Raw genomic sequence first — 25,023 nt, forward strand, 5'->3', positions numbered from 1 at the left:
TGGACCACAGGATGCAGGGAGGCCGGCCATGAGGAGCACAGCACCGGGAACACCGATCGTGCGAGACCCAGAGGAAGCAGACGTACACCGACTGGAAGTCACCCCGATACACGGCGACGCCTACGCAGTGGACGTCCGAGGCCACCGACTCATGGTCGACCAGCCCAGGGAAGCCGGCGGTACGGACACGGCACCGACCCCCGTCGAACTGTTCGCGGCATCCCTGGCCACGTGCGTCGCCTTCTACGCGGGCCGATACCTCCAGCGGCACGGCCTGCCCCACGCGGAGCTGCGGATCCGTACCGAGTTCACCATGGCCGTCGACCGTCCTGCGCGCGTGGAGTCCATGCGCTTGGTGATCGTCCCTCCGCCCGCGTTGCCCGAGGATCGCCGTGCAGCCCTGCTGGCGGTCGCCTCACACTGCACCGTCCACAACACCCTCCATGAACTTCCTGCGATCAGCATGGACCTGGGGGTCTGAACTGCCCTGCTCGGTACGTCCGTCGCGAACAGCCACAACCGTGAGGCCGACGCCCACGCCATCGTGGCCACCTCGTCCGATGAAGGTCCGGAGAAGGTGTGAGCCGCTCGCGACCAGCGCGACCGACTGCGTTCGGTACGGCCCTGATGAGGGCACATGTAGGCGGCCTGGACCAATGCCCTCAAGGGTCTGACCGCGACCGCAGGCTCATGTGCCGTGCCGCGGCACGTCTCACAGCGAACGAGCGGAAGGCTTCGGCCTCGGCCCTCCTGACGTATGAACAGCGACGTATGAACCGCTCAGACAGTGATACGGCGTCCGGTCACGGCATAGGGCTCGATCCGCACCCACAAGTTGCGCCGCCCGCCGGCCCACGGAGTGGTGTACACCCTGGCCGCGAGCAGGCGCTCCTCGCCGAGGTCCGTCACCAACCGTGCGTGGCCACGCACGAGCACGCTCCAGCCCTGGCTGAACGCATCGTCAATGCGATCGACTTCGAAGGAGACCGAAGAGCCGAGGGCCAACGACGGCGTCGAACCGCGGGCAGTCCTGAAGACGATCGTGCCGTCGACGATGCTGTAGTTGACGGGGATGATCACAGGACCCTGCGAGCTCGACACGCCCAGCCGTCCCACACCATGCGTGGACAGCAGATCGCCGCACTCGGTCCTGCTCAGCTCGGTGAACTTCGGATCGTGCCCGGCCAGACCAGGACCAGGCGGCAGATCGACGTCACCTCCTGTGAGTGCCGACACCGTCGTCTCAAGTGCGGACGCCAGGCTGAGCAGCGTCCCCCGGTTGGGTGCGGCACCGGGATGCCCCTCCAAGTAGGCGAGGTAGCCCGGGTCCACACCCGCTCGGGCGGCTGTCTCGCCTCGGGTCAGGTTCAATTCAGCGCGCCGTGCGGCAAGCCGACGACCCAGATCGCCACGAGGCGGCGCCGTTGTCACAGTCGTGCCTTCCTGCTCAGCCATGTCCCGTCACGTCCTCTCTCATCACGTCGCCCGATCGGCGACCTCTTCGGGCGCCTTCACACCGACGGCGACCCTGAGCAATGTCCTCGGTGACCGTCTACGCGCAGGCACTTACAGACTGCGCCGCCAAGCCTCACCGGACATGGGCCGAGTGGCCCAACCCAGGGCCCTACTGCCGATACGGACGGCCTACACCTCACGCTGATCCTTGCCGCGCATGGAGCGTTGCCTGCTCCTCGAGGAGCTGAGGGGCACGTGCCAGCGCAGCTCGGCCCCGGCACCGTCGCAGTCGGAGATGTCGAGAGATCCGCCAAGCTCCTGCGCCCGCTCGGTCAGATTGCGCAGTCCGCTGCGCCGTCCGTCCGGTGGTATGCCGACGCCATTGTCCGAGATCGACAGGACCACCTCGTTGTCATCGGTGCTCAGCACCACGTCGGCCCGATCGGCGTGGGCGTGGCGGGCGACGTTGGTGAGTGCCTCCGAGAGCACGGCTACAACGTGATCAGCGATCTCGCACGAGACATCGGCGTCGATCAGACCCTCCATCCGCAGAGTGGGGGCGAAGCCCAGCGCTGGGGCCGTCTCATCCACGACGCCCACGACCCGAGCCCGCAGCCCGCTCCCGCCGGCGGCCCGCTCCCGGAGGCCGAAGATCGCCGACCTGATGATCTTGATCGTCTCGTCCAGGTCGTCCACGGCTCGCAGAACCCGCTCGGCGGCCTCAGGGTGATCGATGAAACGGCCCGCGCTTTGCAACGTCATCCCTGTGGCAAAGAGCCGCTGGATGGCCATGTGGTGCAGATCCCGTGCGATCCGCTCACGCTCCTGTAGCACCGCGATCTGCTCGGCGTCTTGCCGACGCTCCGCCAATTCCATGGCGATGGCGGCCTGCGCGGCGAAACTCTGCAGCATCTCGCTCTCCTTGCCCGAGAACACGGTCTCACCCGAGTTCCGGGCCAGAAGCACCACGCCCCGCACATCGGCGCCGGCGGTGCCGATCGGGGCGGCCACGGCGGGACCAAGTCCGCCGAAGCGCGGCGGTTCGGGCGAAATCCGTTCATCGTGCTGAACGTCGTCACTGGTGACCGGGGCCGCGGCAGTGAAGGCCAGACCCATCAGGCTTTCCCGCACGGGCAATACCAGTCCCCGGTGTGCCCTCGCGTCCGTTCCCATCGCAATCTCCACGGCCAGGGAATCGGTGTCCCTCATGGGCGTAGCCACCGCCGCCAGTGCCGAACCGGTGATCCCGCGTGCGTGCTCAGCGATCAGGCTCAGGACGTCGGCTCGGTCCTTGCCGGACATCAGACTGTGGGTTATCTCGGCGTTCGCCAGCAGCCAGCGCTCTCGCAGACGGGAGTCTTCGTACAGGCGTGCGTTGTCAATGGCCACGCCGGCCGCCACCGCCAGCGTGTAAAGCAGAGCCTCGTCCTCCTCGTCGAACAGCACGCCGCCGCGCTTGTCCGCCAGATACAGGGCGCCGAAGTTCTCGTCTCGCACCTTGATCGGCACGGTCAGGAGACCTTGGACGGACCGGTCATCGGGCGGCAAGCCGAAAGGGGCCGGCGTGTGAGAGGTCTTCTCTGGAGACGGCGACTCCGGGTGACGGTCCAGATCACCGATGCCGGCGGACTTCTCCCCGCAGCCGCCCGCCTCGGCCGTCTCCTCGTGCCGTACGCCCGCAACGTGGTAGGCGCAAGGTGTTCTGCCGTCCGGGCCGAGAACGCCGAGCGCCGCGAACTCGGCCGTCACGAGTGCCGCAGCGGACTCCACTATGGATTGCAGCACCTGCTCCAGCTCCAGCTCGCGACCGACGGACAACACGGCCGTCATCAGGCCGTACACCCGGTCGCGCGCGCCGCGAGCCACATCGAGGCGGGCCTGCAACTCTTCCAACAGCTCGTCGAGCTTCAGCTGCGGCAGCTGTATCCGGGGCTCCGTGGGGCTGGCCATCCCACCGCTCCTCCTGACCTTCCGCGAGCACCTGCGTCGGCCCCCGGAAAGACTCGTTTCCACGATAGCCTTCCCCGGCATGAGGTGGCGCGGCGAAGCTGTGGGCTCTCCCCACCCACCGAGGCGACGCTGCAGGAACACCTGACCTCGGTCGACTCGTCGAGGTCAGGCCGCGATGAGCAGGTTCTTGACCTCCACGACATCGGCGATGTCCTCGACCTCGGACACCAGTCGGGCCATGGTCGCCGACGACACCCGTCCCGTCAGCTCCACGATGCCGTCATGGACGGACACTTCCACCCTCTTCCGGTCACCGGGTGGGCAACAGGCATCGATCCTGGCCTCGACTTCCGCGCGTATCCCTGTGTCCTCTCTGATCAGCGACTGGAGCAGGGCATTGCGCGGCACGACGCCGACCAGGCGGCCTTCGTGGTCGGTGACCGGGAGTCTCTTCAGGCGTGCCAGTGCCGCGAGCCACGCAGCCTCGGCCACGGTTGCTCCCGCCATCACGGTGACGGCCGGGCTCGTCATCAGGTCGGCCGCCGTCTCGCCACGAGCCTTGCCGTGCAGCCGACGCTCGCGCCGCCAGCCGATGCGACCGGGGCGGTGACCGCCGACTTCGAAGGCGACCTTGGCCAGGAGATCGGACTCCGAGACGACGCCCACCACTTTGTCCTCGTCGTCGACGACCGGTACCGCGCCCACCGCCTCGCGCGCCAGGAGGCGAGCTATGTCGCGGTACGGCATGTCTTCTCGGAGCGATGCCGCCGGTACGTCCATCACATCTCTCACCAGCGCCGTCTCCGGTGTCGCGGGAGGCTCCGGCCTCGACGACGGTGAAGCGGTACGGGCGGTCCCGCCCGGCTCTGTGGCACGGGCCTGCTCCTTGGAACCCGCATGTTTGGCCGCGGCCGTGGCGACGGCGCCCAGATAGCGGAGCAGCATGTCCTGCCGTGTTGCCTCGCCGGGACCCAAGGGCTGGGAGGGCCGTTCCCGCCTGGCCTCGGCCTCCGTGGAGAAGTGCTCATGTTCATTCACGGCGACCTCCGGACCTACTAGACCTGCCTATTGCTTCAGTCTTTCGCTCTCCTCGACCGCGCCTGGAGTCGAACGGCCCCAGGGGACAACTGCACGCTCCCAGCCCAGGCTTGGCGGTGCCACACCGGCGAGACCAGGGAACGCGCATGCGGTCGGCGCGAGAACACACGTCGGCGTCAGCCGACGGCGGGCCCAGGGCGGGCCCGCCCGACAATGTCAGTTGCCACGCTGAATCTCGACGTGCTTGGCCTCCGTCCTCTCGGAGCGCATCCCCACACGGATGGTGAGCATTCCATCGGTGTAGTCGGCAGTGACGTCGTTCTCGTCCGCACCCGGCGGCAACGTCACGCTGCGGCTCATCACGCCGTACCGGATCTCGCTGTGGCTCTTCGCCACATCCCGCTCGGTGCGCTCGGCCTGGACCGTGAGTATCCCGTCGTTGACGAATACGTCGATGTCATCGGGCGACATCCCCGGAAGCTCCGCCCGCACGACGTAGCGTCCGTCCTCCGTGTAGGCCTCGATGCGAACCGTGTACAGGTCACCCATCGTGGGCATCGCGAACCGGGCCGGAAGCGTCTCGAACCAGTCCGGGATCTCCGGGAAGAGGAACCTCTGCCTGCGTGTCGGTGTGACCATCGCGGTACCTCCTCGATGTGGTCGCGGAAACCGACACGTCAAGTCCATCACGAACGGCTCCCCTGTCGCTGAGGCCGAACAGCCCATGCCTGGGTCCGGTAGTACCCATTCGGGCACATGTGTGCGGTCAGCCGGGTGACGAGGGAAGCGAACGTTCGCCGTAGACACCCCCGCGGAGGTCTTCAGCGGCGCAGCACCCGCTGGACTGGATGTGACGTCCAGCGGCGATCCGACCGTCCGTGACGGCCCCGTGTCGACGCTGCTGCGCTCACCGCTGCCCCGAGGGAACGATCACGACCGGACAGACCGCGTGCTGCGACACGTGGTGGCTGACGGAGCCGAGCAGGGCACGGGCGAAGCCACCTCTGCCACGGCTGCCGACCACCAGGACCTCGGCTCCCTCGGCAGCCCGCAGCAGGACGTCGGGGGCATTGCCGTGCACTACGCGGGACCGGACCGAGCCGGCCGCCTCCGCGCCCAGCACCTCGGTCAGCTCCTGCAGCATGCGGTCCCGGGCTTCTTCCTCGTCGATGTCGATGTCCACGGCGGGCGCCGACCAGCCGTACAGTCCCGGCAGCTCCCAGACGGCGACGGCCTCCACGGTGCCATCGACGAGACCGGCATAACGCACGGCCCATCGCAGAGCGGCGAACGAGGACGACGACCCGTCGACACCGACCACCACCCTGGGTTCAGAGACATTCGTGCTCATCGGTCCCACCTTTTCCCGGGGCTCACTCCGCTCGACAGCCACCCCACGTCTCCACGCTGCGCGATGCGTCGCGTCACCGCCATAGCTGCACCTCCGAGCGCGTGAGGGACGGCGCTGCGGCCGGCTTCCGGAGCGTGCCACCGGCAGGAACGACACGCTCACCAGCGACCACCGCTGCGGAGAGGGCGGCGCAGTCCGACGGACCTGCCGACAGTCGAGCCCACCGGGCGTCGGCCCATGGGGCCGAGGCGGCTGCGCACCGGGCGGGGGGACGGGTTCGGACGCCGCTACGGCTCGGTCGACGGCACACACCAGACCAAGGTGGTGCCCCCCGCCCTCACGTTCATCCAGCTCCAGCCGGCCGCCCAACTGCTCGGCCCGCTCCGCCATGTTGCGCAGCCCGCCGCTGCGTCCGTCGGCCGGGATGCCCACGCCGTTGTCGGCAACCCGCAACCGCACCTCCCGCCCGTCCACGGCCGGCACCACCTCGACGCGGTCGGCGCGGGCGTGCCGTGCCACGTTGGTCAAAGCCTCCGAGAGCACCGCCACCACGTGGTCGGCAATCCCCTTGGGCACATCGGTGTCGAGCAGACCTTCCATCCGCATGCTCGGCGCGAAGCCGAGAACGGGCGCCGCCTCTCCCACCACTCGTACGGCACGAGCCCGAAGGCCGGCTTCCCCCGTGCCCTCGCCCGTCCGCAGCCCGAAGGTCGCCGATCTGATGATCTTGATGGTTTCGTCCAGATCGTCGACTGCACGTGTCACGCGCTCGGCGGCCTCCTCGTGCTGACGAGCGCCGCCGCGGCCTGGACGATACTGCGCAGCGCCTGCTCCAGATCCAGCTCCCGCCCCACCGCGAGCACCGCCTCCAGGAGACCGTGCACCCGGTCCCGCGTCCCACGGGCCGCGTCCAGCCGTGCCTGCAGCTCCTCCAGCAGTTCGTCCAGCCTCAGCTGAGGCAGCCGTACACGGGCCTGCCGGGCCTCCTCGGGACTTCCCACCTGCACTCCTCCGGGTGCGCTCGACGCACGGACGGTGATCCTCGCGGTCATGTGCCACGGTAGTGGTGGACACCGGAGGGCGATAGCGCATCAGGCCGGGACCCCCGGGCTCCGCATCGTCACCTCGTGTTCCGGCAGGCCGCGGTACCGGACCGTTCTCCCGAGCGGCTGACTCACTGCCCCACTCCGCGACCTCGCCGACACTCGGGCGGAACCACACGCGAGCGCGTGGACCGACCGGCCCCATGGACGGGAGCGCGCGCCGGCTCCTGCCCATCCGGAGCCGGAGGGTCCGACGCTGGAGCTGTGGGCCGAGAAGGGAGACCTCTGTCATGGTCCGTTACGTTTACGACTTCGCAGACGGCGGCCGTGACATGGCCGACCTGCTCGGAGGCAAAGGCGCGAACCTGGCCGAGATGGCCCGGCTGGGCCTGCCGGTCCCGCCGGGGTTCACCGTGACCACCGAGGCCTGCCGGGCCTTCCTCGCCACCGGGGCCGAGCCGGCCGGTCTCGGCCGTGAGATCTCCGAGCACCTGAGCGCACTGGAGCGCACAGCAGGGCGGCAGCTCGGCCGACCGGACGACCCGCTGCTGCTGTCCGTCCGCTCCGGTGCCCGGTTCTCCATGCCCGGCATGATGGAGACGATCCTCGACATCGGGCTCAACGACGCCTGCGTCCTCGGTCTCGCGAAGGCCTCCGGCGACCCACGATTCGCCTGGGACTCGTACCGTCGCCTGATGCAGATGTTCGGCGGCACCGTCATGGGCGTCGACGGCTCTCTGTTCGAAGGCGTCATGTCCGACCTCAAGCATTCACGCGGCGTGGCGAACGACCTGGACCTGAACGCCACGGAACTGGCCGGGCTCGTCGAAGCGTACAAAGACCTCATACACCGAGAGACCGGCGAGCACTTCCCGCAGTCCCCGAGGGAACAGCTGCACCGTGCGGTGAACGCGGTCTTCGAGTCCTGGAACAGCGAGCGCGCCCGGCTGTACCGCCGCCGCGAGCACATCTCCGACAGCCTGGGCACGGCGGTGACCGTACAGACCATGGTCTTCGGGAATCTCGGCCCCGACTCCGGCAGCGGCGTCGCCTTCACCCGCGACCCGGCCACGGGACGGCCCGGTCCGTACGGTGACTACCTGGCCAACGCACAGGGCGAGGACGTCGTCGCCGGTATCCGCAACACCGTCCCGCTGACCGCCTTGCAGCAGCTGGATCCGACCTCGTACGCACGCCTGTGCGACCACCTGCGGACGCTGGAGGCCCACTACCGCGATCTGTGCGACATCGAGTTCACCATCGAGCGTGGGCGGTTGTGGATGCTGCAGACCCGCGTGGGCAAACGGACCGCAGAGGCTGCGTTCACCATCGCCGCCGAGCTCATCGACGAGGGTCTGATCACTCCCGACGAGGGCCTGGCCCGTGTCAGTGGACACGGACTCGCCCGCCTGATGTTCCCGCGGTTCGACACCTCGGCCGTCGGCGAGGCGCTGACCCACGGCCTCCCGGCCTCACCGGGTGCGGCCGTGGGAGCGGTGGTGTTCGACTCGCCCGAAGCCGTCCGCCGGGCCGACGCGGGCGAACAGGTCGTCCTCGTCCGCCAGGAGACCACCCCCGATGATCTGCCGGGCATGATCGCCGCGCAGGCGGTGCTGACCAGCCGCGGCGGCAAGACGAGCCACGCGGCCGTGGTCGCCCGCGGTATGGGCAAGGTCTGCGTGTGCGGGGCCGAACGGCTCGCCGTGGAAGCGGGTCGGCACCGATTCACCGTCGGCGACACCACCGTCGAGGAAGGCACCGTCATATCCGTCGACGGCTCCGACGGAGCCGTCTATCTGGGCGCGGCTCCGATGGTCGACTCCGCGGTGATGCGGTACTTCGAGGCAGGCACCCGGTCGGCGGGGCCGGCGGATGCAGTGGCCCGCGCCATGGAAAGGGCCGACGGCGTCCGACGGCTGGAGGTGCGGGCGAACGCCGACACTCCCGAGGATGCCGCCCGGGCCCGGCGCTTCGGCGCACAGGGCGTCGGGTTGTGCCGCACCGAGCACATGTTCCTCGGCGAGCGCCGCGAACTCGTCGAGGCCATGATCCTCGCCCGCAGCGAGGGCGAGCGCGAAGAGGCGCTGCGCGCCCTGCTGCCGCTCCAGCGGCAGGACTTCACCGGAATTCTCCGGGCGATGGACGGACTGCCTGTCACGATCCGGCTCATGGATCCGCCTCTGCACGAGTTCCTGCCGGACCGGACCGACCTCGCCGTGCGCGTCGCCACCGCCGAAGCGCGAGGCACCGCGCCCGATCCGCACGACGCCGAACTGCTCGATGCCGTCAACCGCATGCACGAGGAGAACCCCATGCTCGGATTGCGTGGGGTCCGTCTGGGGCTGGTCGTCCCGGGACTGGTCGCCATGCAAGTGCGTGCGATCGCCGAGGCGGTCGTGGAGCGCACGAGGGCCGGAGGCTCCCCGAAGGCCGAGATCATGGTGCCCCTGGTCGGCGCCGTGGAGGAACTGCGCATCGAGCGCGTGGAGGTGGAACGGGTTCTGGCAGAGGTCTCGAGGGAGTCCGGCATGACCGTGCGCTGCCCGGTCGGCACCATGATCGAGCTGCCCCGTGCCGCACTCACGGCCGGCCGGATCGCGCAGGAGGCCGAGTTCTTCTCCTTCGGAACCAACGATCTCACCCAGACGACCTGGGGCTTCTCCCGCGACGATGTCGAGGCGGCGTTCTTCTCCGCCTACCTCGACAAGGGCATCCTCACGGCCTCGCCGTTCGAGACGATCGACGTCGAGGGAGTGGGCCGCCTGGTACGGATCGCGGTCGAAGAGGGCCGCGCCGGTCGCTCCGACCTGAAGATCGGCGTCTGCGGCGAGCACGGCGGGGATCCCGACTCCGTCCACTTCTTCCACACCGCGGGACTGGACTACGTCTCCTGCTCGCCGTTCCGCGTTCCGATCGCCCGGCTGGAGGCCGGCCGTGCCGCGCTCCCCGAAACCAAGTGCAGTGACAGCAGGTGAGAGAAGCCGGTCTCGACGACGGCGTCACCGGACCGGTTCGGCCAACGTTCTCCGGCCGTCCCGTTCGAGGCTCCTCGTGCGGCGTCACACCGGGCGGCAGTCAGGCTCCGAACGGCCCTTTCAACAGGGGCCGTTCGGTCCGGGACTCGAATCGGTCATGCCGTGCCGAGGCGCCCGGCTCCCGCGGTCCAGGACGAATTCAAGCCGTACAGGGTGCGTCCGCCGATGAGTTCGCGTCCTGTAACCAATTCCGGATCGATGCGCACGAAGACCTCCCGCGGCGCCGGCACCCAGGAACGTGGTCCGCTGTGCAGCAGCCAGGCGTGCTCACCGGGGTCGGTCACCGAGGAAGCCTCACCGGTGACCACGACGCTCCAGCCCGACTGGGTGGCGGCGTCGACCTCGTCCACCTCGAAGGCGACCACCGCTCCGTCGATCGCGCTGACGAGGTCCGAGGAGGCGGACGTCCGCAGCAGCACCGCACCGTCCGGCGCCAGGCAGAAGTTGACCGGCAGGACGGCGGGCAATGCTTGCCGCGTGTAAACGATGCGCCCCACAGGCGTCTTGGCCAGCAGCGCCATGCACTCCTGCCGGTCGAGTTCACGGAATCCGTCGTTGGCATACATGTGCCTTCTCGCCTCTCACCTGACAAAGCGGTACTTCACGGGTCCACCCTGGAGCTCCGGTGGTGCCCCCAACCAGGGACCATCGGTCCCCCGCTGCCTGAGAACGTCCCTGTTCAGACCACGATGCGGCACCCCTCACGGCCTTCGGTGCACCTCCCTCGCAGCCGCGCGCCGCACCGCCTTGAGCTGAACGGCCCGCTGCGAGGCGTGGTGAATCCCCGATCGGCCCCACGGTGAGCCCTGGTCGGCCCATGTCGGAGCAGGATCCCGGCTGCCACCTTCGAGGGGTGTCACCACGAGGACAAGGAGGGGGTGCGGACCGATGCGCAGTGGCACGTACGTCAAGAATCGGTTGTGGCGGTGGGACAACAACCCGCTGCGAAGGCGCGACGACATCATCGAGGCCTGGATCGTGCTCGTCGTGTGGACCGCCGTCGTCGTGGGCGGAACCGTCACCGGTCTGGTCACCGCCCATGCGGCGGACAAGGTCTTCGCGCGACAGCGGGAGGAGCGGCATTCAGTGGAGGCCGTACTCCTGCTTGACGTCCCGCGCACCGCCAGCGCGGTCGGTGGGTCCACCGACCACCGGATTGCCTCCGTGCGCTGGTCGGCACCCGACGGCTCTGCCCGCACGGGCCGGACCCTGGTGGAGACCGGTCTGAAGGCCGGATCGCGGGTCACTGTCTGGCAGGACGGCCAGGGACACCTCACTTCGGCGCCGCCGGACATCACCGAGGCGGCGATCGAGTCGGGTGTCCTGGGAGCCGCGTCCAGCGCCGCGCTCGCCGGGCTGGTGTTCGGTGCCGGGGCCCTCGCCCGGTGGCGTCTCGACCTGCGCCGCGTCGACGAGTGGGGCAGGGAATGGGACCTGGTGGGACCCCGATGGGGCCACCGGACGAGTTGAAGTCCGCGCCCTTCGTACTCCATACCGACAAGCGGCCTGGAGTCTTCCGGCGTGGCCATGGTGTCCGGATCGGCAGCCGTTCGGCGCCTGCCCGGCGCGCGAGGCTGAGTGTGACGGTGCGTGCCCCTCGACTGGGAAGGCTGTCTGAGATGGAGCAAGTGATCTTCGCCCGAATCGACCTGTCACAGCGCGATCGGTCCGCGGTCGCATGGGCCGAGCGCGAGGCCTCGCTGCACGGTCTGCCCATGCGCACGGTCCTCGGCCCATCAGCGGACCCGCGCCAGGCGAGGATGATCGTGTGCGGCGCCCCTCACGAAGCCGGTGCCGCAGGCCGGCATCCCGGCGCCCGCCTTCCGTTCGCCCTGCGGACTTCGGACCGTCCGCTGGTGATCGTTCCGGCCCGATCCGCGTCCAGGCTCCCTTCGGGGAATGTCGTTCTCGGTGTGGACGCCCGTGAACCGTGCGACCGTGCGATCGACTTCGCCTTCGAATGCGCCCGGGTACGAGGTACGCGTCTGCATGTCGTACACGCCTGGTCGCTGCCCCCCAGCGCCGCGGAATGGCCGTTCGGGGTACCGGAGAGGGATCGTGCGACCTGGGAGGACCACGAAGGGCAACTCCTGGCCGACGTGCTGCGTCCGTGGCGTCAGAAGCACTCCGCGGTTCCAGTGCTCGAAGACGTCGTCCTCTTCACGCCCGCACATGCGCTCACGCACTACGCCGAGGGCGCCGCGCTGGTCGTGGTCGGGCGCCGGCCGGACACGGAAGGGGGCGAGGTCGTGCGGGCCCTTCTTCAGCAGGCCGCATGCCCTCTTGCCGTGGTGCCGGCTCGGGCGGCGCCGAAATCCTGAAGTCGCCGCCCCTGCCGGAGCTGAGGATCATCCTGGCCACATGCCGTTGCCTCCTCAGCGCAGTCGGCGCAGATAGGGGTCCTTGGCACGACGCGGGAGCAGACGCACCCGCGCGTCGAGCACGGTGACGCCGCCGGGTGTCGCAAGGACCGGGTTGAAGTCGGCCTCGGCGAGTTGTGGCAGATCCACCGCCATCCGGGACAGCCGCAGGAGCAGCTGTTCCAGGTCTTCGAGGTCAACGGGGGCACTGCCGTCCGCGCCCAGCAGCAGCGGGGCGCACCGCGGTGAGGTGATCAGCTCATGGACGTCGCGGTCCGTGAGAGGGGCGAGGCGGGCCGCGTGATCGGCCAGCACCTCGGTGGCCGTACCGCCGAGGCCGAACAGGACGAGCGGGCCGAAGACCTCGTCCTGGACGACACCCGCGAACAGTTCGGTGCCGCGGGCCGCGAGCGGCTGCACGACGACACCGGTCATCAGTCCCGCGAACCGGGTGTCGAGATCGCGGAAGGCGGCCCGTACCTGGGAATCGCCACGCAGGTCGAGATGGACCGCGTGCTGCTGCGACTTGTGGAGAAGCCCGGGCCAGTGGGCCTTCATGACGACGCGACCGTCGAAGCCGCGCAGCTGCTCGGCAACGAGCACCGCGTCCTCCTCGGTCTCCGCCCAGGCCCATGGGATCTGTGGGATGCCGTAGCAGGTCAGCAGGTCGGCACACGGACGTGGGTCGAGCCGGCCGCCGTCGGGGTGCGCGGCCAGGTACTCCTCCGCGACCGTACGGGCTCGCTCGGTCTCGAGGCCGTCGAGGTCGGGGACGACACCGGCCGGCCGCGCGAGCCACGCGGCCCGGTCGGCGGCGTGCGCCAACGCGCGTGCCGCCGCCTGGGGTTCCGCGTAGGCGGGGATCGTCGCGCCGTCGGCCGCGGGCAGCAGACGCACGGGCAGGTCCTGCTCCAGACGCACGGCCGTCACCGGCCGCGCCCGCCGTCCGGGAGCCCCGGTCAGGGCACGCGTCAGGTCGTCACCGGTGGCTGCGGCGACCGCCGTGGGCACGAGTGTCACGACGACGGCATCGATGGCCGAGCACTCGGTGAGGCGGTCGACGCACTCGGTCAGCTGTTCCTCGGACACCGCGGCGGTGGCGTCGACCGGGTTGCCCAGAGTGGCACCGTCCGGGAGCACGCCGCGCAGTTCGTCGATCACCGCCGGGGTGAACGCCGGAAGGGCCAGCCCCGCCTCCGCACAGGCGTCGGCGGCGAGCACCCCGGCGCCGCCCGCGTTGGTGACGATCGCGACGCGACGTCCTCTCGGCAGCGGCTGGGTGTGCAACAGGGCAGCTGCTTCGAGGAGTTCACCGACGGAGCGGGTCGCGGTGATGCCGGCCTGAGTGAACAGTGCGCTGCGGGTCATGGTGCGAGTGGCGGCGGCCGCGGTGTGCGAGGCGGCCGCCTTGCGGCCCGCATCGGTCCGGCCCGCGTCGACGGTCAGCACCGGGATCCTGCGCGTGACGCGCCGTGCCGTGCGGGAGAAGGCCCGCGGGTTGCCGAAGGACTCCAGGTGCAGCAGGGCCATGTCGGTCCGGCCGTCGCTCTCCCACCACTGCAGCATGTCGTTGCCACTGACGTCGTACTTGTCACCCAGCGACACGAACGACGAGACACCGATGCCCAGTCGGGAGAGGCCCTCCAGCAGCGCGATGCCGACCCCGCCGGACTGTACGGCGACGCCGGCCGACCCCGGGTGAGGATGCCGGGCGGCGAAGGTGGCATCGAGGTTCAGCTCCGGGTCGGTGTTGGAGATTCCCAGACAGTTGGGTCCGACGAGGCGCATACCGTGAGTGCGGCAGGCGGTGAGCAGTGCCTGCGCCTGGCTGTGGTCGAGTCCAACGGTGACGACGACGAGCGCGCGGACCCCGGCCCGGCCGCACTCCTGCGCGACGGACGGGACCGCGGCCGCCGGTACGGCCACGATCACGAGGTCGGGTGTCCGGGGCAGGGCCGCGACGGAGGGATGCGACGGAACACCGAGGACCGAGGTGACGCTGGGGTTCACCGCGAACAGGTGGCGTGTGAAGCCGCCCGTGTGCAGCTGGTGGAGGACGGCTCGGCCCACCGATCCAGGCCTGCGTCCGGCGCCGACCACGGCGACCGTGGTCGGCCGCAGGAGCGGTTCGAGGCTGGCCACGTCGGCGGAGCGGCCGCGGGCCTCGACGGCCGACAAGTAGGTGTCGTCCTCATCGAGGCGAATGGTGCAATGCACCTCCGGACCCTCGAAGCGGCGAGCGGTGCGCAGGCCCAAGTCGGTGAAGAGGCGGAGCACTTCGTGGTTCTCACTGAGGGCATCGGCCGTGAAGGTGGTGATGCCCTCCGCCCGTGCCGCCGAGATCAGGTGCTCGACGAGGAGCGTGCCCACGCCCCGGTGGTGCAGGCCGTCGGCGACGGTGATGGCGATCTCCGCGCCGTCCTTCTCCCCTCCGGTGTCGTACTCGGCAAGCCCGATCACCCCGCCGTTCGCCTCCGCCAACAAGGCTCGGTAGCCGGGGCGGGCCGTGCCGCATGCCCGGTCGGCGGCAGAGGCGGCCGAGCGCCGGCTCGCCGTGAAGAACCGCAGTCGGAGGTTCTCCGGCGACATCTCCTCGTAGAGCCCTTGCAGTTGCTCGTGGTCACTCGGCAGCGCCGGCCGGATGCACACGGTGCTGCCGTCCCTGAGCAGAGCATGGACCGGGGGGCGGTCGTTCAGGTCGTCCGTCATCGCAGATCTCCTCCTCCATGGCTCTCGGCAGTTCGATCGTCCGGCGGAGCGGTGGACGGCCCCAGGGGCTGTCCGGGGGTGGAGCGGGGGCCGATCGGCCCAGCGGGCCGCTGCGGGTCCCTGCCCGCGGCACCCGGGTGGCAGGGGGTTCCGCGGGCCTCTCCGTCCGCGTCAGCCGTCCGACGCCGACCCCGTGGAGTCCATGAACCGGGCGGTGCAGCCACACTCCTTGTCGTGGCAGCCGAGGATCTCGGCGGGCGGACGGGGCGGGGCCGAGGCCGGTGATCTGCCGAACTCTGCCCCCGCTCCGTACGAGGAAGGATGCCGAAGGGCCGTGTCTCCCTCTCACGTCCGCTCGGGTACGACCGCGACGGCGCAAGCCGCGTGGTGCAGCACCCCATGGGCGGCTCGCCCCATCTGAAGACCGAGGTGCCCGGAGCGGCGCCGGGCACCGACGACCAGCAGGTCGGCGCCTTGCGAGGCGGCCAAGAGCACCCTGCGCGTGGGGCCCTCCACCGTGCGTCGGCTCGATTCCACGTCCCCCGGCACGGCCTTCAGCGCCTCGTCGAGAACCTCTACTGCATGCCGTTCGTGCAGTCGGGCGGGTTCGCCGGCGAGCAAGGGATGGTCGGTGGTCTCGTGCGCGGGGCACCGCCAGGCTCGCACGACGTCCAAGGTCGCGCCGCGCAGGCGCGCCTCCTCGGCTGCGAAGCGCAGTGCGGCGGAGCTCGTGCCCTTCTCGCCGACACCCACGACGACCCGCCCCTGCTTCCCGGCCCGGACCTGGTTGTCGTGGCTGCCACGCAACACGATGACCGGGCAGTCCGCGCGCCCGGCGACGCTCAGGCTGACCGAGCCGAGCAGCATCTCGACGATCCCGCTGCGACCCCGGGTACCGAGCACCAGCACGGCGGCGGCGCGTCCCGAGCGAACGAGCGCGTACTCGGGTTCCTCGGGCAGGACGTCGGTGGAGATCTCGACGTCCTTCTGGCGAAGGCGGGCCCGCTGTCCGGCGGCCTGCACGATGTCCTCGGCGATCACCTGCCCGGACTCCTTGCCGAGGTCCTCCGCGAGCGCGTCCCCCTCGTAGCGCTCCCAGAGGGAGGCGTACACCACCCGCAGCGGCGCCCCGCGCAGGGCGGCCTCGTCGGCCGCCCAGTCGACCGCTCGCAGGCTGGGCTCGGAGCCGTCCACCCCGACGACGACCGGAAGATTCATCGTCCTCACCGTCCAGTGCCGGGGTCGAGGACGATCCGGGCTGTGACCTCGCCGCGCAGCACCTCGCCGACGGATGCGTCGAAGGACTCGATCAGGGCATCGTCAGGGCGCTCGACATCGAGACCGAGAATGCCGGGCCGGAACGGGGTGGCGGCGGACGCAATGCCCAACGGCTCACTGCGATGTTCTTCAGCGGCTTCACGAGCCGCCCATTCGGCGGCGCGGCTCTCGGCCGAGCCGTCGAGACCCACGGTGACGGTGCGGAGCATGATCCCTACCTCCTGAGGACGATTCGGTTCCAGCCTCGAATCCGGGAGATTCGTTGTGCAGGGGCCACTGGTCCCGATCCGGGCCGACCGGCCCCCGCACGGTGCGGCGCGCTGGGCGAGTGGGTGGCCCACCGCTGTGCGGACTCAGCGGAGCCGGGCGTGGTCGCGGACGAACGGCAGCTTGGCCCAGAACCTGCCCACGAGGTTCGCGGCCACGGGGCTCAACGTCTCCACCCGCAAGGCCTGTTGGGCCTGTGCAGGCCATGCAGGCCGCCGTCCGGCCGGTCAGCACCGACTGTACGCACAGGCCCGTCCAGGATTCCTTCGACCAGGTCCCGCTGGAAGAGGACGCCGGGGAAGGTCGAGGTCCGGCCGCGTCCGTAGGCTCAGTACCGGGCCGAGCACACCGCTGTGCTCTCCGGCCCCGGCCGAAGGGCCACGCCCGGGTCGGTCCCTGTACCGGCAGCTCAGCCGGCTGAGAGATCCGGGCGGATCAAGGTGCCCGACCTGCCGTGCACAATCTCGTGCGCCGCGTCCAGCGAACCTATGGCGGCGAGTCCTCCCGTCCGTTCGACGAAGCGGGCAACGGCCTCGACCTTGGGTCCCATGGAGCCGTCCGGGAAGCTCATGCGGCGCAGTTGCGCCGGCGTGGCGTCCAGGAGGGGCCGTTGCGCGGGTGCTCCGAAGTCCTCGTACACGCACGGCACGTCGGTGAGGATCAGCAGGAAGTCCGCCTTGAGATCCTCGGCCAGCAGCGCGGCCGTGAGGTCCTTGTTGATGACGGCGTCCATCGCCGTCAAAGCCCCGGTGACGCGGTCCGCGGTGACGGGCACGCCTCCGCCGCCTGCGCAGATCACGAGGGCCCCACCGTCCAACAGGACACGGACCGTTTCGGATTCGAGGATCCGTTCCGGTGCCGGCGAGGGCACTGCACGACGCCAGCCGGTGGTGTCCTGCGCCACCTGCCAGCCGCGCCTGCGGGCGAGGGAGCGCGCCACCTCGCGGGGGTAGACCTGACCGACGAACTTGGTGGGCCGTGCGAATGCGGGGTCTCCGGCCCGTACGAGCGTGTGGGTGACGAGGGTGGCGATGTGGACGCCGGGCAGGGCGTTGTGCAGTGTGCAGGCCAACAGGGAACCGATCATCCCCTGGGTCTGGGCACCGAGCAGATACAGCGGGTAAGGGGCGCTGAGAGCAGGGTCGGCGACACTCTCCGCGGCGAGCAGGCCGATCTGGGGGCCATTGCCGTAGGTGACGACCACCTCGTGTTCATGGGCGAGGGCGGCCAGGGCGGTCGCCACGCGATCGATGTTGGCCTGCTGTACGGCGGCCTCGGGGCGTTCGCCACGGTGCAGCAGGGCGTTCCCGCCGAGGGCGACGACTATGCGCATGACTACAGTCCTCCAGGCTTGCCACACCCACGGCCATGACGCTGGGCAGCCGGGACGCCGCGAGGTCGAAGTCGAGCGACGCGGGCGGGAGGAAGGCCATGCCGGTTCTCTGCGGTCCGCCCTGGTCATGGGCGTCGAAGAGACGCCCGCCCAAGAACGTGCGGCGGTCGTACAGGTCCGGGCCGGCGATGCGTCCTCCGTGCACACGTCGCCGCGGATGGATCGGTCCGCACAGCAATGCTGCTGTGTCGTGCGGCATCGGGGCAGCGGGCCGGACGGCCCGCGAAGGTACCGAAGGTCCCGGGACAAGGCGTCCGCCCGGCTCGGGAGGGCGTCAGGCACAAGCGAGGCAGCACCGCTCAGAGCTCCCGTCGGGTTTCCGACGCGGACAGGCATGGATCCGGCAAACGGTCGGCTGTGGCGCTGCCGCAGCCCTCTTCGTGCCGAATGGCTCGGCCACTGGACCGGGCAGCCCATGCACTGCCCCGAGGACCCGGTACACGCTGGAGGTGGACGGCCGACAATCCGGCGCGCCGGGACGACCACGTCGCCCGAGGGCTACATCCGCAGGTTCTTCTCGTCCCGCTCGCGCACGGTCGGATCGACGACGAAGGACGAGCACAAACGGCGGCGATCACCATGTCCCAAGTCACTACCACCGATCTCTACGAAGTGACCATGGCCCTGTCCTACCTCCGGGAGAACATGCGGGCCCCGGCCACGTTCAGTCTCTTCGTCCGCGACCTCCCGCCCGGCCGGGGCTTCCTGGTAGCCGCGGGGCTGGAGCCCGCCCTGGACTTCCTGGCCGACTACCGCGTGGAGCAGGAGGACCTCGAGGAATTCGCGGATGTCCTGCACCGCCCGGTCAGGGACCTCGAACCGCTCCGCGGCCTTGCCTTCGAAGGCGAGGTGCGCGCCGTCCCGGAGGGCCGTGCGGTGTTCTCCGGCGAACCACTGCTCGAAGTGACCGCCCCGCTTCCGCAGGCCCAGCTCGTCGAGACGTATCTGCTGAACCAGGTCTGCCACCAGACGGTGGTGGCATCGAAGGCGGCCCGCTGCGTCCTGGCGGCCGCCGGACGACCCGTGGTCGACTTCTCACTGCGCCGCGCCCACGGCCCCTGGGCCGGCCACCAGGCGGCCCGGCTGGGCGCCCTGGTGGGCTTCGCCGGCACCAGCAATGTCGCCGCTGCCGCCGGCCTGGGCATCCCGGCCTCGGGCACCATGGCACATTCCTACGTCGAGGCGTTCCCCAGCGAGGAAGAAGCGTTCCGAGCCTTCGCCCGAGCTCATCCCGGCCCGGTGACCTTCCTCGTCGACACCTACGACACCGAGGAGGGCGTGCGCATCGCGGCCCGAGTACTGAAAGATCTGGACCGCGGTCCCGGCTGCGCGATCCGGCTGGACAGCGGCGACCTGGACGCCCTCGCCCGTCGGGCACGCGCCCTGCTGGACGCCACAGGGCTGAACGATGTACGCATCGTGGCCAGCGGCGGACTCGACGAACACAGCGTCGACCGGCTGGTGCGCGCCGATGCCCCGATCGACGTGTACGCGGTGGGAACGCGTGTCGGAGTGGCTGCGGACGCCCCGTACCTGGACGCGGCGTACAAGCTCGTCGAATACGCCGGCCGTGCAGTGATGAAGCTGTCCTCGGCAAAGATCACGGCCCCGGGCCGCAAGCAGGTCTTCCGCCGCACCCCGCAACCCGACGTCATCGCCCTGCGGCAGGAGGAACCGCCGGACTCGGCGCATCCACTGCTTCACACCCTGATGCGAGACGGCCGCCGGACAGGGCCGCCGGACCGCTGGCAGAACGCCCGCGAGAGGTTCCGCCAGGACATTGCCGGCTTGCCCGGCCCCGCACTTCGCATCGAGGACCCCGAACCGGTCCGACCTGTCCGGTCCCGAGCCCTGGAGGAGCTGACGGCCGCGGTGCGCGCGGGCATCGAGGCAACGATCCGCCCGGAGCGTCTCGCCGCAGCCTCCCGATCCGCTGTGCTGCCGACGGACGCGTCAGAGGCGACCTCGTGATGGGGCCGACCAGGACGGGCCGAGGACCTATGGCCCCTGGAACCTCGACCGCACCAGGTCTTGCATGAGATCGGCGGCGCTGTCCAGCGTCCCCCAGGGAGGAGGCGAGCGAGATGTCCGCTCCCGCACCGGCAGAGAACAACGACCGGACCGTACCGAGGACGGGACCTGAGGCGACCGGTGCCTCGATGCACGCCCGGGTCGGCGACGAGATCGTCGTACGGGGCACCACGGCCGGAGTCGTCGCACGGGACGGGGAGATCGTGGGGCTCCACCATCCGGACGGCAGCCCGCCGTACGACATCCGCTGGGCCGAGGACGGACGGGTGACCCTGTACTTCCCCGGCCCCGACGCCTGCGTCAGGCATCTGACGTCCGAGCCGCATCCGCCGAACGCGGACGCATCGTCGACTCTCGGCGAGCCCACGGCCGGCAGCCGTCAACCCGCACCCCGCTGATCGCCCGATCGCCGCCCACCTGACGGAAAGCCGTGCCCGGCTGGATGCCGGCGTCGAGGAGTTGGTCGTATGAAGGTCTCCGACGTCATGACCGCCCCACCGGTGTCGATCACGCCTCAGGCTTCCCTGCTCGATGTGACCCGACGGATGAACGAGTGCGCCGTCGGCTCCGTTCTCGTCGTCGAAGGCGGAGAGCTGCGAGGCATCGTCACCGATCGCGACCTCGCGATACGCGGCCTGGGCACGGACCTGGGCCCGGGGACGCCGGTCGATGCGATGATGTCGGCCGTCGTGGTCACGGTCGACGCGGACGCCGACCTCGAGACGGCCTACCGAACATTCCGCCGCACCGGCGTACGCCGTCTGCCGGTCCTCGACGGGAGCCGTGTGGTGGGGATGCTGACCATCGACGACCTGCTCCTGGACGTGTTCCGGCGGCTGGCCGACCTGCTCGGACCAGTCGCTTGGAGCGTGCTCAAGGAGCCACCCGGGCCGCCCCCGGCTACGGGAGCCGGCTGTGCGTCCTGAGCCGGCCGAGCGGAGAGGGATCCCACGTCGCTCGCCCGGGACGACGGCCCTGTGCGCCGACGACCCGTCAGCGGACGCCGGGGCGGCATCGGTCGTCGACCCGCCCCGTGGCGCAGCTGCCCCGTCCGTCCTGCCCCTCCCGGTCTCGGACGTCTTCGCCGCTCTGGACGGTTCCCCGAGCGGTCTCACGGCCGCCGAAGCCGCCGCACGGCTCGCCCGTTACGGCCCCAACGAGCTGCCCAGTGCGAGCCACCCCCATGTGTGGAGGCGTCTGGGGAGCCAATTCACCGACCTCTTTGCAGTGGTGCTGCTGGTGTCGTCGGCGATCACCTTCCTGGCCTACGGACTGCAGCAGCCCCGGGATTCGACAACCCTTCAACTGGCACTGGCGATCCTCGGCGTGGTCCTCTTGAACGCAGGCATCGGCTTCGCGCAGGAATACTCGGCCGAACGCACGGCGGAGTCGTTGCAGGCGATGGTGCCCCGCACCTGCCGGGTGTTGCGCGACGGGGATCCACGAGAACTGCCCGCTCAGGAACTGGTTCCCGGGGATGTCGTGCTCATGGAGGCCGGAGACGCGGTGCCGGCCGATTGCCGACTGGTCGAGGCGCACGACGTTACCGTCAACAATGCCGCACTCACGGGTGAGAGCGATGCCGTGGCCCGGGTCGCCGGGCCAGTGCCGACGGGGCCGCCGCTGCAGGCGCGCAACTGTGTGTTCATGGGCACCGACGTAGTGGCGGGCACAGGCAAGGCGGTGGTGTCCGCAACCGGGACCGCCACCGAGTTCGGGAGAATCTTCCGCCTCACTGCTGCGGCACCACGGCAGAAGACCCCGTTGCAGCGCCAGGTCGCGGTCATGGCGCGCCGAGTGGCCGGCGTCGCGCTCGCGACCGGGGCCGCAGTGTTCGCGGTGCGTGCACCCAGCGGGCAGCCGTTCGTCGACACGTTCGTGTTCTCGCTCGGGGTCATGGTCGCCCTCGTCCCGGAGGGCCTGCCGGCCACCCTCTCGGTGTCCCTGGCGATCGGTGTGCGCCGTATGGCCCGGCGCCACGCACTGGTCAAACAGTTGCTGGCGGTGGAGGCACTCGGCTCGACAAGCGTGGTGTGCACCGACAAGACAGGAACCCTCACAGAGGCCGAGATGACCGTCGTACGCGTGTGGGCGAACGGCGTGTCCCACACCGTGGCGGGAGTGGGCTATGCGCCCGTCGGAGAGGTGACCGAGGCACGTCCCGTGCGGGAGCTGCTGCGGACGGCGGCCCTGTGCAGCAACGCCAGGCTGGTGCCGCCCAGCGGACATGACAGTTGGCGGGTGCTCGGCGACACCACTGAGGGAGCGCTCCTGGTGGCCGCTTCGAAAGCAGGCATGGATCCCTCCGTGGAAGAGGCCCGCACACCACGAGTGGCGGAGTATCCCTTCGACTCCGTACGCAAGGTGATGAGCACCGTGCACCGCGACGAGAACGGCGGCTACTACGCGTGTGCCAAAGGTGCGCCCCTGGAGCTTCTCGCCCATTGCGACTTCATGGACCGGGACGGCACACGCACGCCGCTCACCGACAGCGGTCGGGCCGAGGTGGTCGCGATCGCGGACGACATGGCCGGGCAGGGCCTGCGCGTGCTGGCGGTCGCCCGACGGAAGGTGATGAGCCCTCGTCCGCCGCTCGGTGACGTCGAATCAGGCCTCACCCTGCTGGGGCTCGCCGGGATGTACGACCCGCCACGCCCGGAGGTCCGGGACGCCGTGGACGCGTGCCGGCGGGCCGGGATCCGCATTGTCATGGTCACCGGCGACCATCCTCTGACAGCCGAGGCTGTCGCCCGCCGCGTCGGCATCGTCCGGGGGCCGTCCCCAGCCGTTGTGACGGGCACCCAGGTGGACGCACTGGACGACGGCGGACTGGACGCGCTGCTGGCGGGCTCCACAGAACTGCTCATGTGCCGGGTCAGCCCCGAGCACAAGATGCGCGTGGTCACAGCGTTGCAGCGGCGCGGTGAGGTCGTCGCCGTCACCGGGGACGGGGCCAACGACGCGCCCGCGCTCAAACACGCGGACATCGGCGTCGCCATGGGCGCCTCGGGCACGGATGTCGCCCGTGAGGCGGCAGTGATGGTGTTGCTCGACGACTCGTTCGCCTCCATCACCGCTGCGGTAGGGCTGGGGCGATCCGTCTACCGCAACATCCGCAAGTTCCTGATCTATCTGTTCAGCCACAACATCGCCGAACTGGTGCCCATCCTGGCGGCCACCTTCGCCGGGTTCCCGCTGGTGCCGATCACCGCTGTGCAGATTCTCGCCATCGACCTGGGTTCCGACGTACTGCCCGCTCTCGCGCTGGGCGCCGAGCCGACGGAATCCGACGTCATGGACAGCCCACCGCGCTCTCGCCGAGAGCGGCTCTTCTCCACGGCCGTAATGGGCCGGATCCTCTTTCTCGGCGGTATCCAGGCACTCGGCGTGTGTGCCGTGTTCTTCTGGCACATCCACGCCTCCGGCATCCCCTACGCGGAATTCACCAGAGACGATCCCGTCTACCGGGAAGCGATCACCATGGTGCAGGCCGGGATCGTCGTCAGTCAGTTCTTCAACGCCCTCGCAGTACGCACCGACCGGCAGAGCGTCTTCCGGGCAGGGCTCCTGTCCAACCCATGGCTGATCGGCGCAGGTTGCGTCGGCATCGCTCTGATGGCTGCCATCAGTTACGCGCCGCCGTTGCAGGCGATCTTCAACACCGCGCCGCTGGCACCCGCCGACTGGGCGGTTCTCGCCGGGTTCGGTGCACTGCTGCTGGCCGCCGAGGAAGTCCGTAAGTGGGCTCTCCGACACGGGAAGACGCCTCGGAAGGGAGGGGCACCATGAGAGTGGTCATCGTCGGCTGCGGCCGGGTCGGTTCCACCCTCGCAGCGCAGCTTGTCACCGAGGGCCACGATGTGCGCGTCGTCGACCGGCAGCCCCATGCGGAAAAGCTGCTGCCGCCGAACTTCCCCGGTGTCTTCCACGTGGGCAACGGCTTCAGCCGCTCCGCACTCGAAGCAGCCGGAATCGTCCACGCGGACGCGTGCGTCGCGGTCACCTCGGGAGACAACAGCAACATCGTCAGCGCCCGGACCGCCAAGGAGACGTACCGGGTTCCCGTCGTCCTCGCCCGCATCCACGACCCGAGCCGCGCCGACATCTACAGCGACCTGGGCATCCCGACGATCTCCAGCGTCCGCTGGGCTGTCGGCCGCATTCACCAGATGCTGCTGCACCGGCACCTGACGCCGGAGCTCTCCTTCGGGAACGGCGAGACACTCCTGGTCCGCTCCCAGCTGCCGCGCTATCTCACCGGACACCGGCTGACGGAGTTCGACGTCGACGGGGAGATCCGCGTCGTGGAGATCACCCGCGCCGGACGGTCACTGCTGCCGGCTCATGGTGTCCTGGTCGAATCCGGCGACCTGGTCACCTTCGCCGTCGCCGCGACCGCGCTGGGACGCCTGCGCGGCTTCCTCGACAAGGAGCTGGGAACGTGAAGGTCCTGATCGCGGGCGCGGGCCGCCTCGGTACTCAGTTCGCCCAAGTGCTCTCCGCCGCACGCAACGACGTCACTCTCATCGAGCACGACGAGAGCCGATGCGCGGAGCTCGCGGCCATGCCGTCCGTACACCTCGTGGCCGGGGACGCCTGCGAGCCGGCAGTACTGGAGTGCGCGGGTGCGATGACCTGCGACCTCGTCGTGGCGGCCACCGGCAGGGACGAGGACAACCTCGTCATCAGCCTGCTCGCCAAGCGCCAGTTCGGCGTCGGGCGGGTGGCCGCCCGCGTCAACGAAGCGGAGAACGCCTGGCTCTTCGGCCCGCAGTGGGGCGTGGACGTACCGGTGCCCGCGACCACGCCGCTGATCTCCCTCATCGAGGAGGCCACCGGTGCCACCGACACGGTGGCATTGCTGCGGCTGAGCAAGGCGGGTGTCGAAGTCATCGAGACCGCGATCACCGAGGACTCCCGGGCCGCAGGCCACCTGCTCGGTGAGATCACGCTGCCCGCCGGCACCGTCGTCGCCACCGTCGTCCGCGACGGACGTCCCACGGTGCCGAGCCCCGATGAGCGGCTGCTTCCTGGGGACGAACTCCTACTCGTCTCGCACGAGGCCACCGAACAGGAGATTCATGGGGCCTTCCACTGACCGCCCCACCCGGCA

General features: G+C 70.0%; 21 protein-coding genes and 1 pseudogene. 10 read left to right on the top strand and 12 right to left on the bottom strand.

Translation table 11 applies throughout. The features are described 5' to 3' along the window. The first annotated feature begins 151 nt into the window (after positions 1-151). Positions 152-481, top strand: coding sequence for an OsmC family protein (locus tag ACZ4IF_RS13735; protein ID WP_467562422.1), 330 nt, complete (start codon positions 152-154; stop codon positions 479-481). 299 nt (positions 482-780) lie between these two features. On the opposite strand, the gene ACZ4IF_RS13740 is transcribed toward ACZ4IF_RS13735, so the two are convergent. The 7 genes and pseudogenes from ACZ4IF_RS13740 to ACZ4IF_RS13770 form a co-directional block, all read right to left on the bottom strand. After that, complete coding sequence (locus ACZ4IF_RS13740; RefSeq protein WP_467562424.1) at positions 781-1,455, bottom strand: helix-turn-helix domain-containing protein; 675 nt, start codon at positions 1,453-1,455, stop codon at positions 781-783. A 189-nt stretch (positions 1,456-1,644) separates the two neighbouring features. Continuing rightward, a complete protein-coding gene (locus ACZ4IF_RS13745; RefSeq protein ID WP_467562426.1) occupies positions 1,645-3,405 on the bottom strand; it encodes a sensor histidine kinase in 1,761 nt (586 codons plus the stop codon). Positions 3,406-3,570: 165 nt separating this feature from the next. Beyond that, positions 3,571-4,443 (bottom strand): CBS domain-containing protein, encoded by an 873-nt coding sequence (locus ACZ4IF_RS13750; RefSeq protein WP_467562428.1) that lies wholly within the window; start codon positions 4,441-4,443, stop codon positions 3,571-3,573. Between the two features lie 216 nt (positions 4,444-4,659). Then, positions 4,660-5,082, bottom strand: a complete 423-nt coding sequence (locus ACZ4IF_RS13755) for an Hsp20/alpha crystallin family protein (protein ID WP_467562430.1) — start codon at positions 5,080-5,082, stop codon at positions 4,660-4,662. 268 nt (positions 5,083-5,350) lie between these two features. Further along, positions 5,351-5,794, bottom strand: coding sequence for a universal stress protein (locus tag ACZ4IF_RS13760; RefSeq protein ID WP_467562432.1), 444 nt, complete (start codon positions 5,792-5,794; stop codon positions 5,351-5,353). A 287-nt stretch (positions 5,795-6,081) separates the two neighbouring features. Further along, positions 6,082-6,583: pseudogene (locus ACZ4IF_RS13765) on the bottom strand (sensor histidine kinase); the annotation flags it as partial. Beyond that, positions 6,556-6,795, bottom strand: a complete 240-nt coding sequence (locus ACZ4IF_RS13770) for a hypothetical protein (RefSeq protein ID WP_467563048.1) — start codon at positions 6,793-6,795, stop codon at positions 6,556-6,558. The gene ACZ4IF_RS13770 and the pseudogene ACZ4IF_RS13765, both read right to left, overlap by 28 nt. 332 nt (positions 6,796-7,127) lie before the next feature. On the opposite strand from ACZ4IF_RS13770, the gene ppdK reads away from it, so the two are divergent. Next, complete coding sequence (gene ppdK, locus ACZ4IF_RS13775; protein WP_467562434.1) at positions 7,128-9,812, top strand: pyruvate, phosphate dikinase; 2,685 nt, start codon at positions 7,128-7,130, stop codon at positions 9,810-9,812. Positions 9,813-9,967: 155 nt separating this feature from the next. Here ppdK and ACZ4IF_RS13780 read toward each other — a convergent pair whose 3' ends face one another. Continuing rightward, positions 9,968-10,438, bottom strand: coding sequence for a pyridoxamine 5'-phosphate oxidase family protein (locus ACZ4IF_RS13780; protein ID WP_467562436.1), 471 nt, complete (start codon positions 10,436-10,438; stop codon positions 9,968-9,970). Positions 10,439-10,760: 322 nt separating this feature from the next. Between ACZ4IF_RS13780 and ACZ4IF_RS13785 the strand changes: the two genes are divergently transcribed. Then, positions 10,761-11,342: an Rv1733c family protein gene (locus tag ACZ4IF_RS13785; protein ID WP_467562438.1), complete on the top strand. Its 582-nt coding sequence runs from the start codon at positions 10,761-10,763 to the stop codon at positions 11,340-11,342. Positions 11,343-11,452: 110 nt separating this feature from the next. Next, positions 11,453-12,193 (top strand): universal stress protein, encoded by a 741-nt coding sequence (locus ACZ4IF_RS13790; RefSeq protein WP_467562440.1) that lies wholly within the window; start codon positions 11,453-11,455, stop codon positions 12,191-12,193. 54 nt (positions 12,194-12,247) lie between these two features. Here the strand turns inward: ACZ4IF_RS13790 and ACZ4IF_RS13795 are convergent, their stop codons facing one another. From ACZ4IF_RS13795 to ACZ4IF_RS13810, 4 genes are all read right to left on the bottom strand, one after another. Beyond that, positions 12,248-14,941, bottom strand: a complete 2,694-nt coding sequence (locus ACZ4IF_RS13795; RefSeq protein WP_467562442.1) for a bifunctional acetate--CoA ligase family protein/GNAT family N-acetyltransferase — start codon at positions 14,939-14,941, stop codon at positions 12,248-12,250. Between the two features lie 345 nt (positions 14,942-15,286). After that, a complete protein-coding gene (locus ACZ4IF_RS13800) occupies positions 15,287-16,159 on the bottom strand; it encodes a universal stress protein (RefSeq protein WP_467562444.1) in 873 nt (290 codons plus the stop codon). A gap of 5 nt (positions 16,160-16,164) precedes the next feature. Next, entirely contained in the window at positions 16,165-16,428 is a 264-nt protein-coding gene (locus ACZ4IF_RS13805; RefSeq protein ID WP_467563049.1) for a hypothetical protein, read from the bottom strand. 467 nt (positions 16,429-16,895) lie between these two features. Next, a complete protein-coding gene (locus tag ACZ4IF_RS13810; RefSeq protein WP_467562446.1) occupies positions 16,896-17,819 on the bottom strand; it encodes a carbamate kinase in 924 nt (307 codons plus the stop codon). 639 nt (positions 17,820-18,458) lie between these two features. Between ACZ4IF_RS13810 and ACZ4IF_RS13815 the strand changes: the two genes are divergently transcribed. The 6 genes from ACZ4IF_RS13815 to ACZ4IF_RS13840 all read left to right on the top strand — a co-directional run bounded on the left by ACZ4IF_RS13815 (position 18,459) and on the right by ACZ4IF_RS13840 (position 25,008). Next, entirely contained in the window at positions 18,459-19,850 is a 1,392-nt protein-coding gene (locus ACZ4IF_RS13815) for a nicotinate phosphoribosyltransferase (RefSeq protein ID WP_467562448.1), read from the top strand. A gap of 113 nt (positions 19,851-19,963) precedes the next feature. Continuing rightward, positions 19,964-20,308, top strand: coding sequence for a DUF1918 domain-containing protein (locus ACZ4IF_RS13820; RefSeq protein ID WP_467562450.1), 345 nt, complete (start codon positions 19,964-19,966; stop codon positions 20,306-20,308). A gap of 69 nt (positions 20,309-20,377) precedes the next feature. Beyond that, positions 20,378-20,836 carry a CBS domain-containing protein gene (locus ACZ4IF_RS13825; protein ID WP_467562452.1) on the top strand — a complete coding sequence of 153 codons (459 nt, stop codon included), beginning with the start codon at positions 20,378-20,380 and terminating at the stop codon, positions 20,834-20,836. Continuing rightward, on the top strand, positions 20,826-23,699 hold the full coding sequence (locus tag ACZ4IF_RS13830; RefSeq protein WP_467562454.1) for a cation-translocating P-type ATPase: 2,874 nt from the start codon (positions 20,826-20,828) through the stop codon (positions 23,697-23,699). Before ACZ4IF_RS13825 ends, ACZ4IF_RS13830 begins: the two co-directional genes overlap by 11 nt. Next, positions 23,696-24,355, top strand: a complete 660-nt coding sequence (locus tag ACZ4IF_RS13835; protein ID WP_467562456.1) for a potassium channel family protein — start codon at positions 23,696-23,698, stop codon at positions 24,353-24,355. The genes ACZ4IF_RS13830 and ACZ4IF_RS13835 overlap by 4 nt, the downstream gene beginning before the upstream one ends. Next, positions 24,352-25,008 carry a potassium channel family protein gene (locus ACZ4IF_RS13840; protein ID WP_467562458.1) on the top strand — a complete coding sequence of 219 codons (657 nt, stop codon included), beginning with the start codon at positions 24,352-24,354 and terminating at the stop codon, positions 25,006-25,008. Before ACZ4IF_RS13835 ends, ACZ4IF_RS13840 begins: the two co-directional genes overlap by 4 nt. The last annotated feature ends 15 nt before the right edge of the window (positions 25,009-25,023 follow it).

This window comes from Streptomyces sp. NPDC025784 (assembly GCF_055558435.1).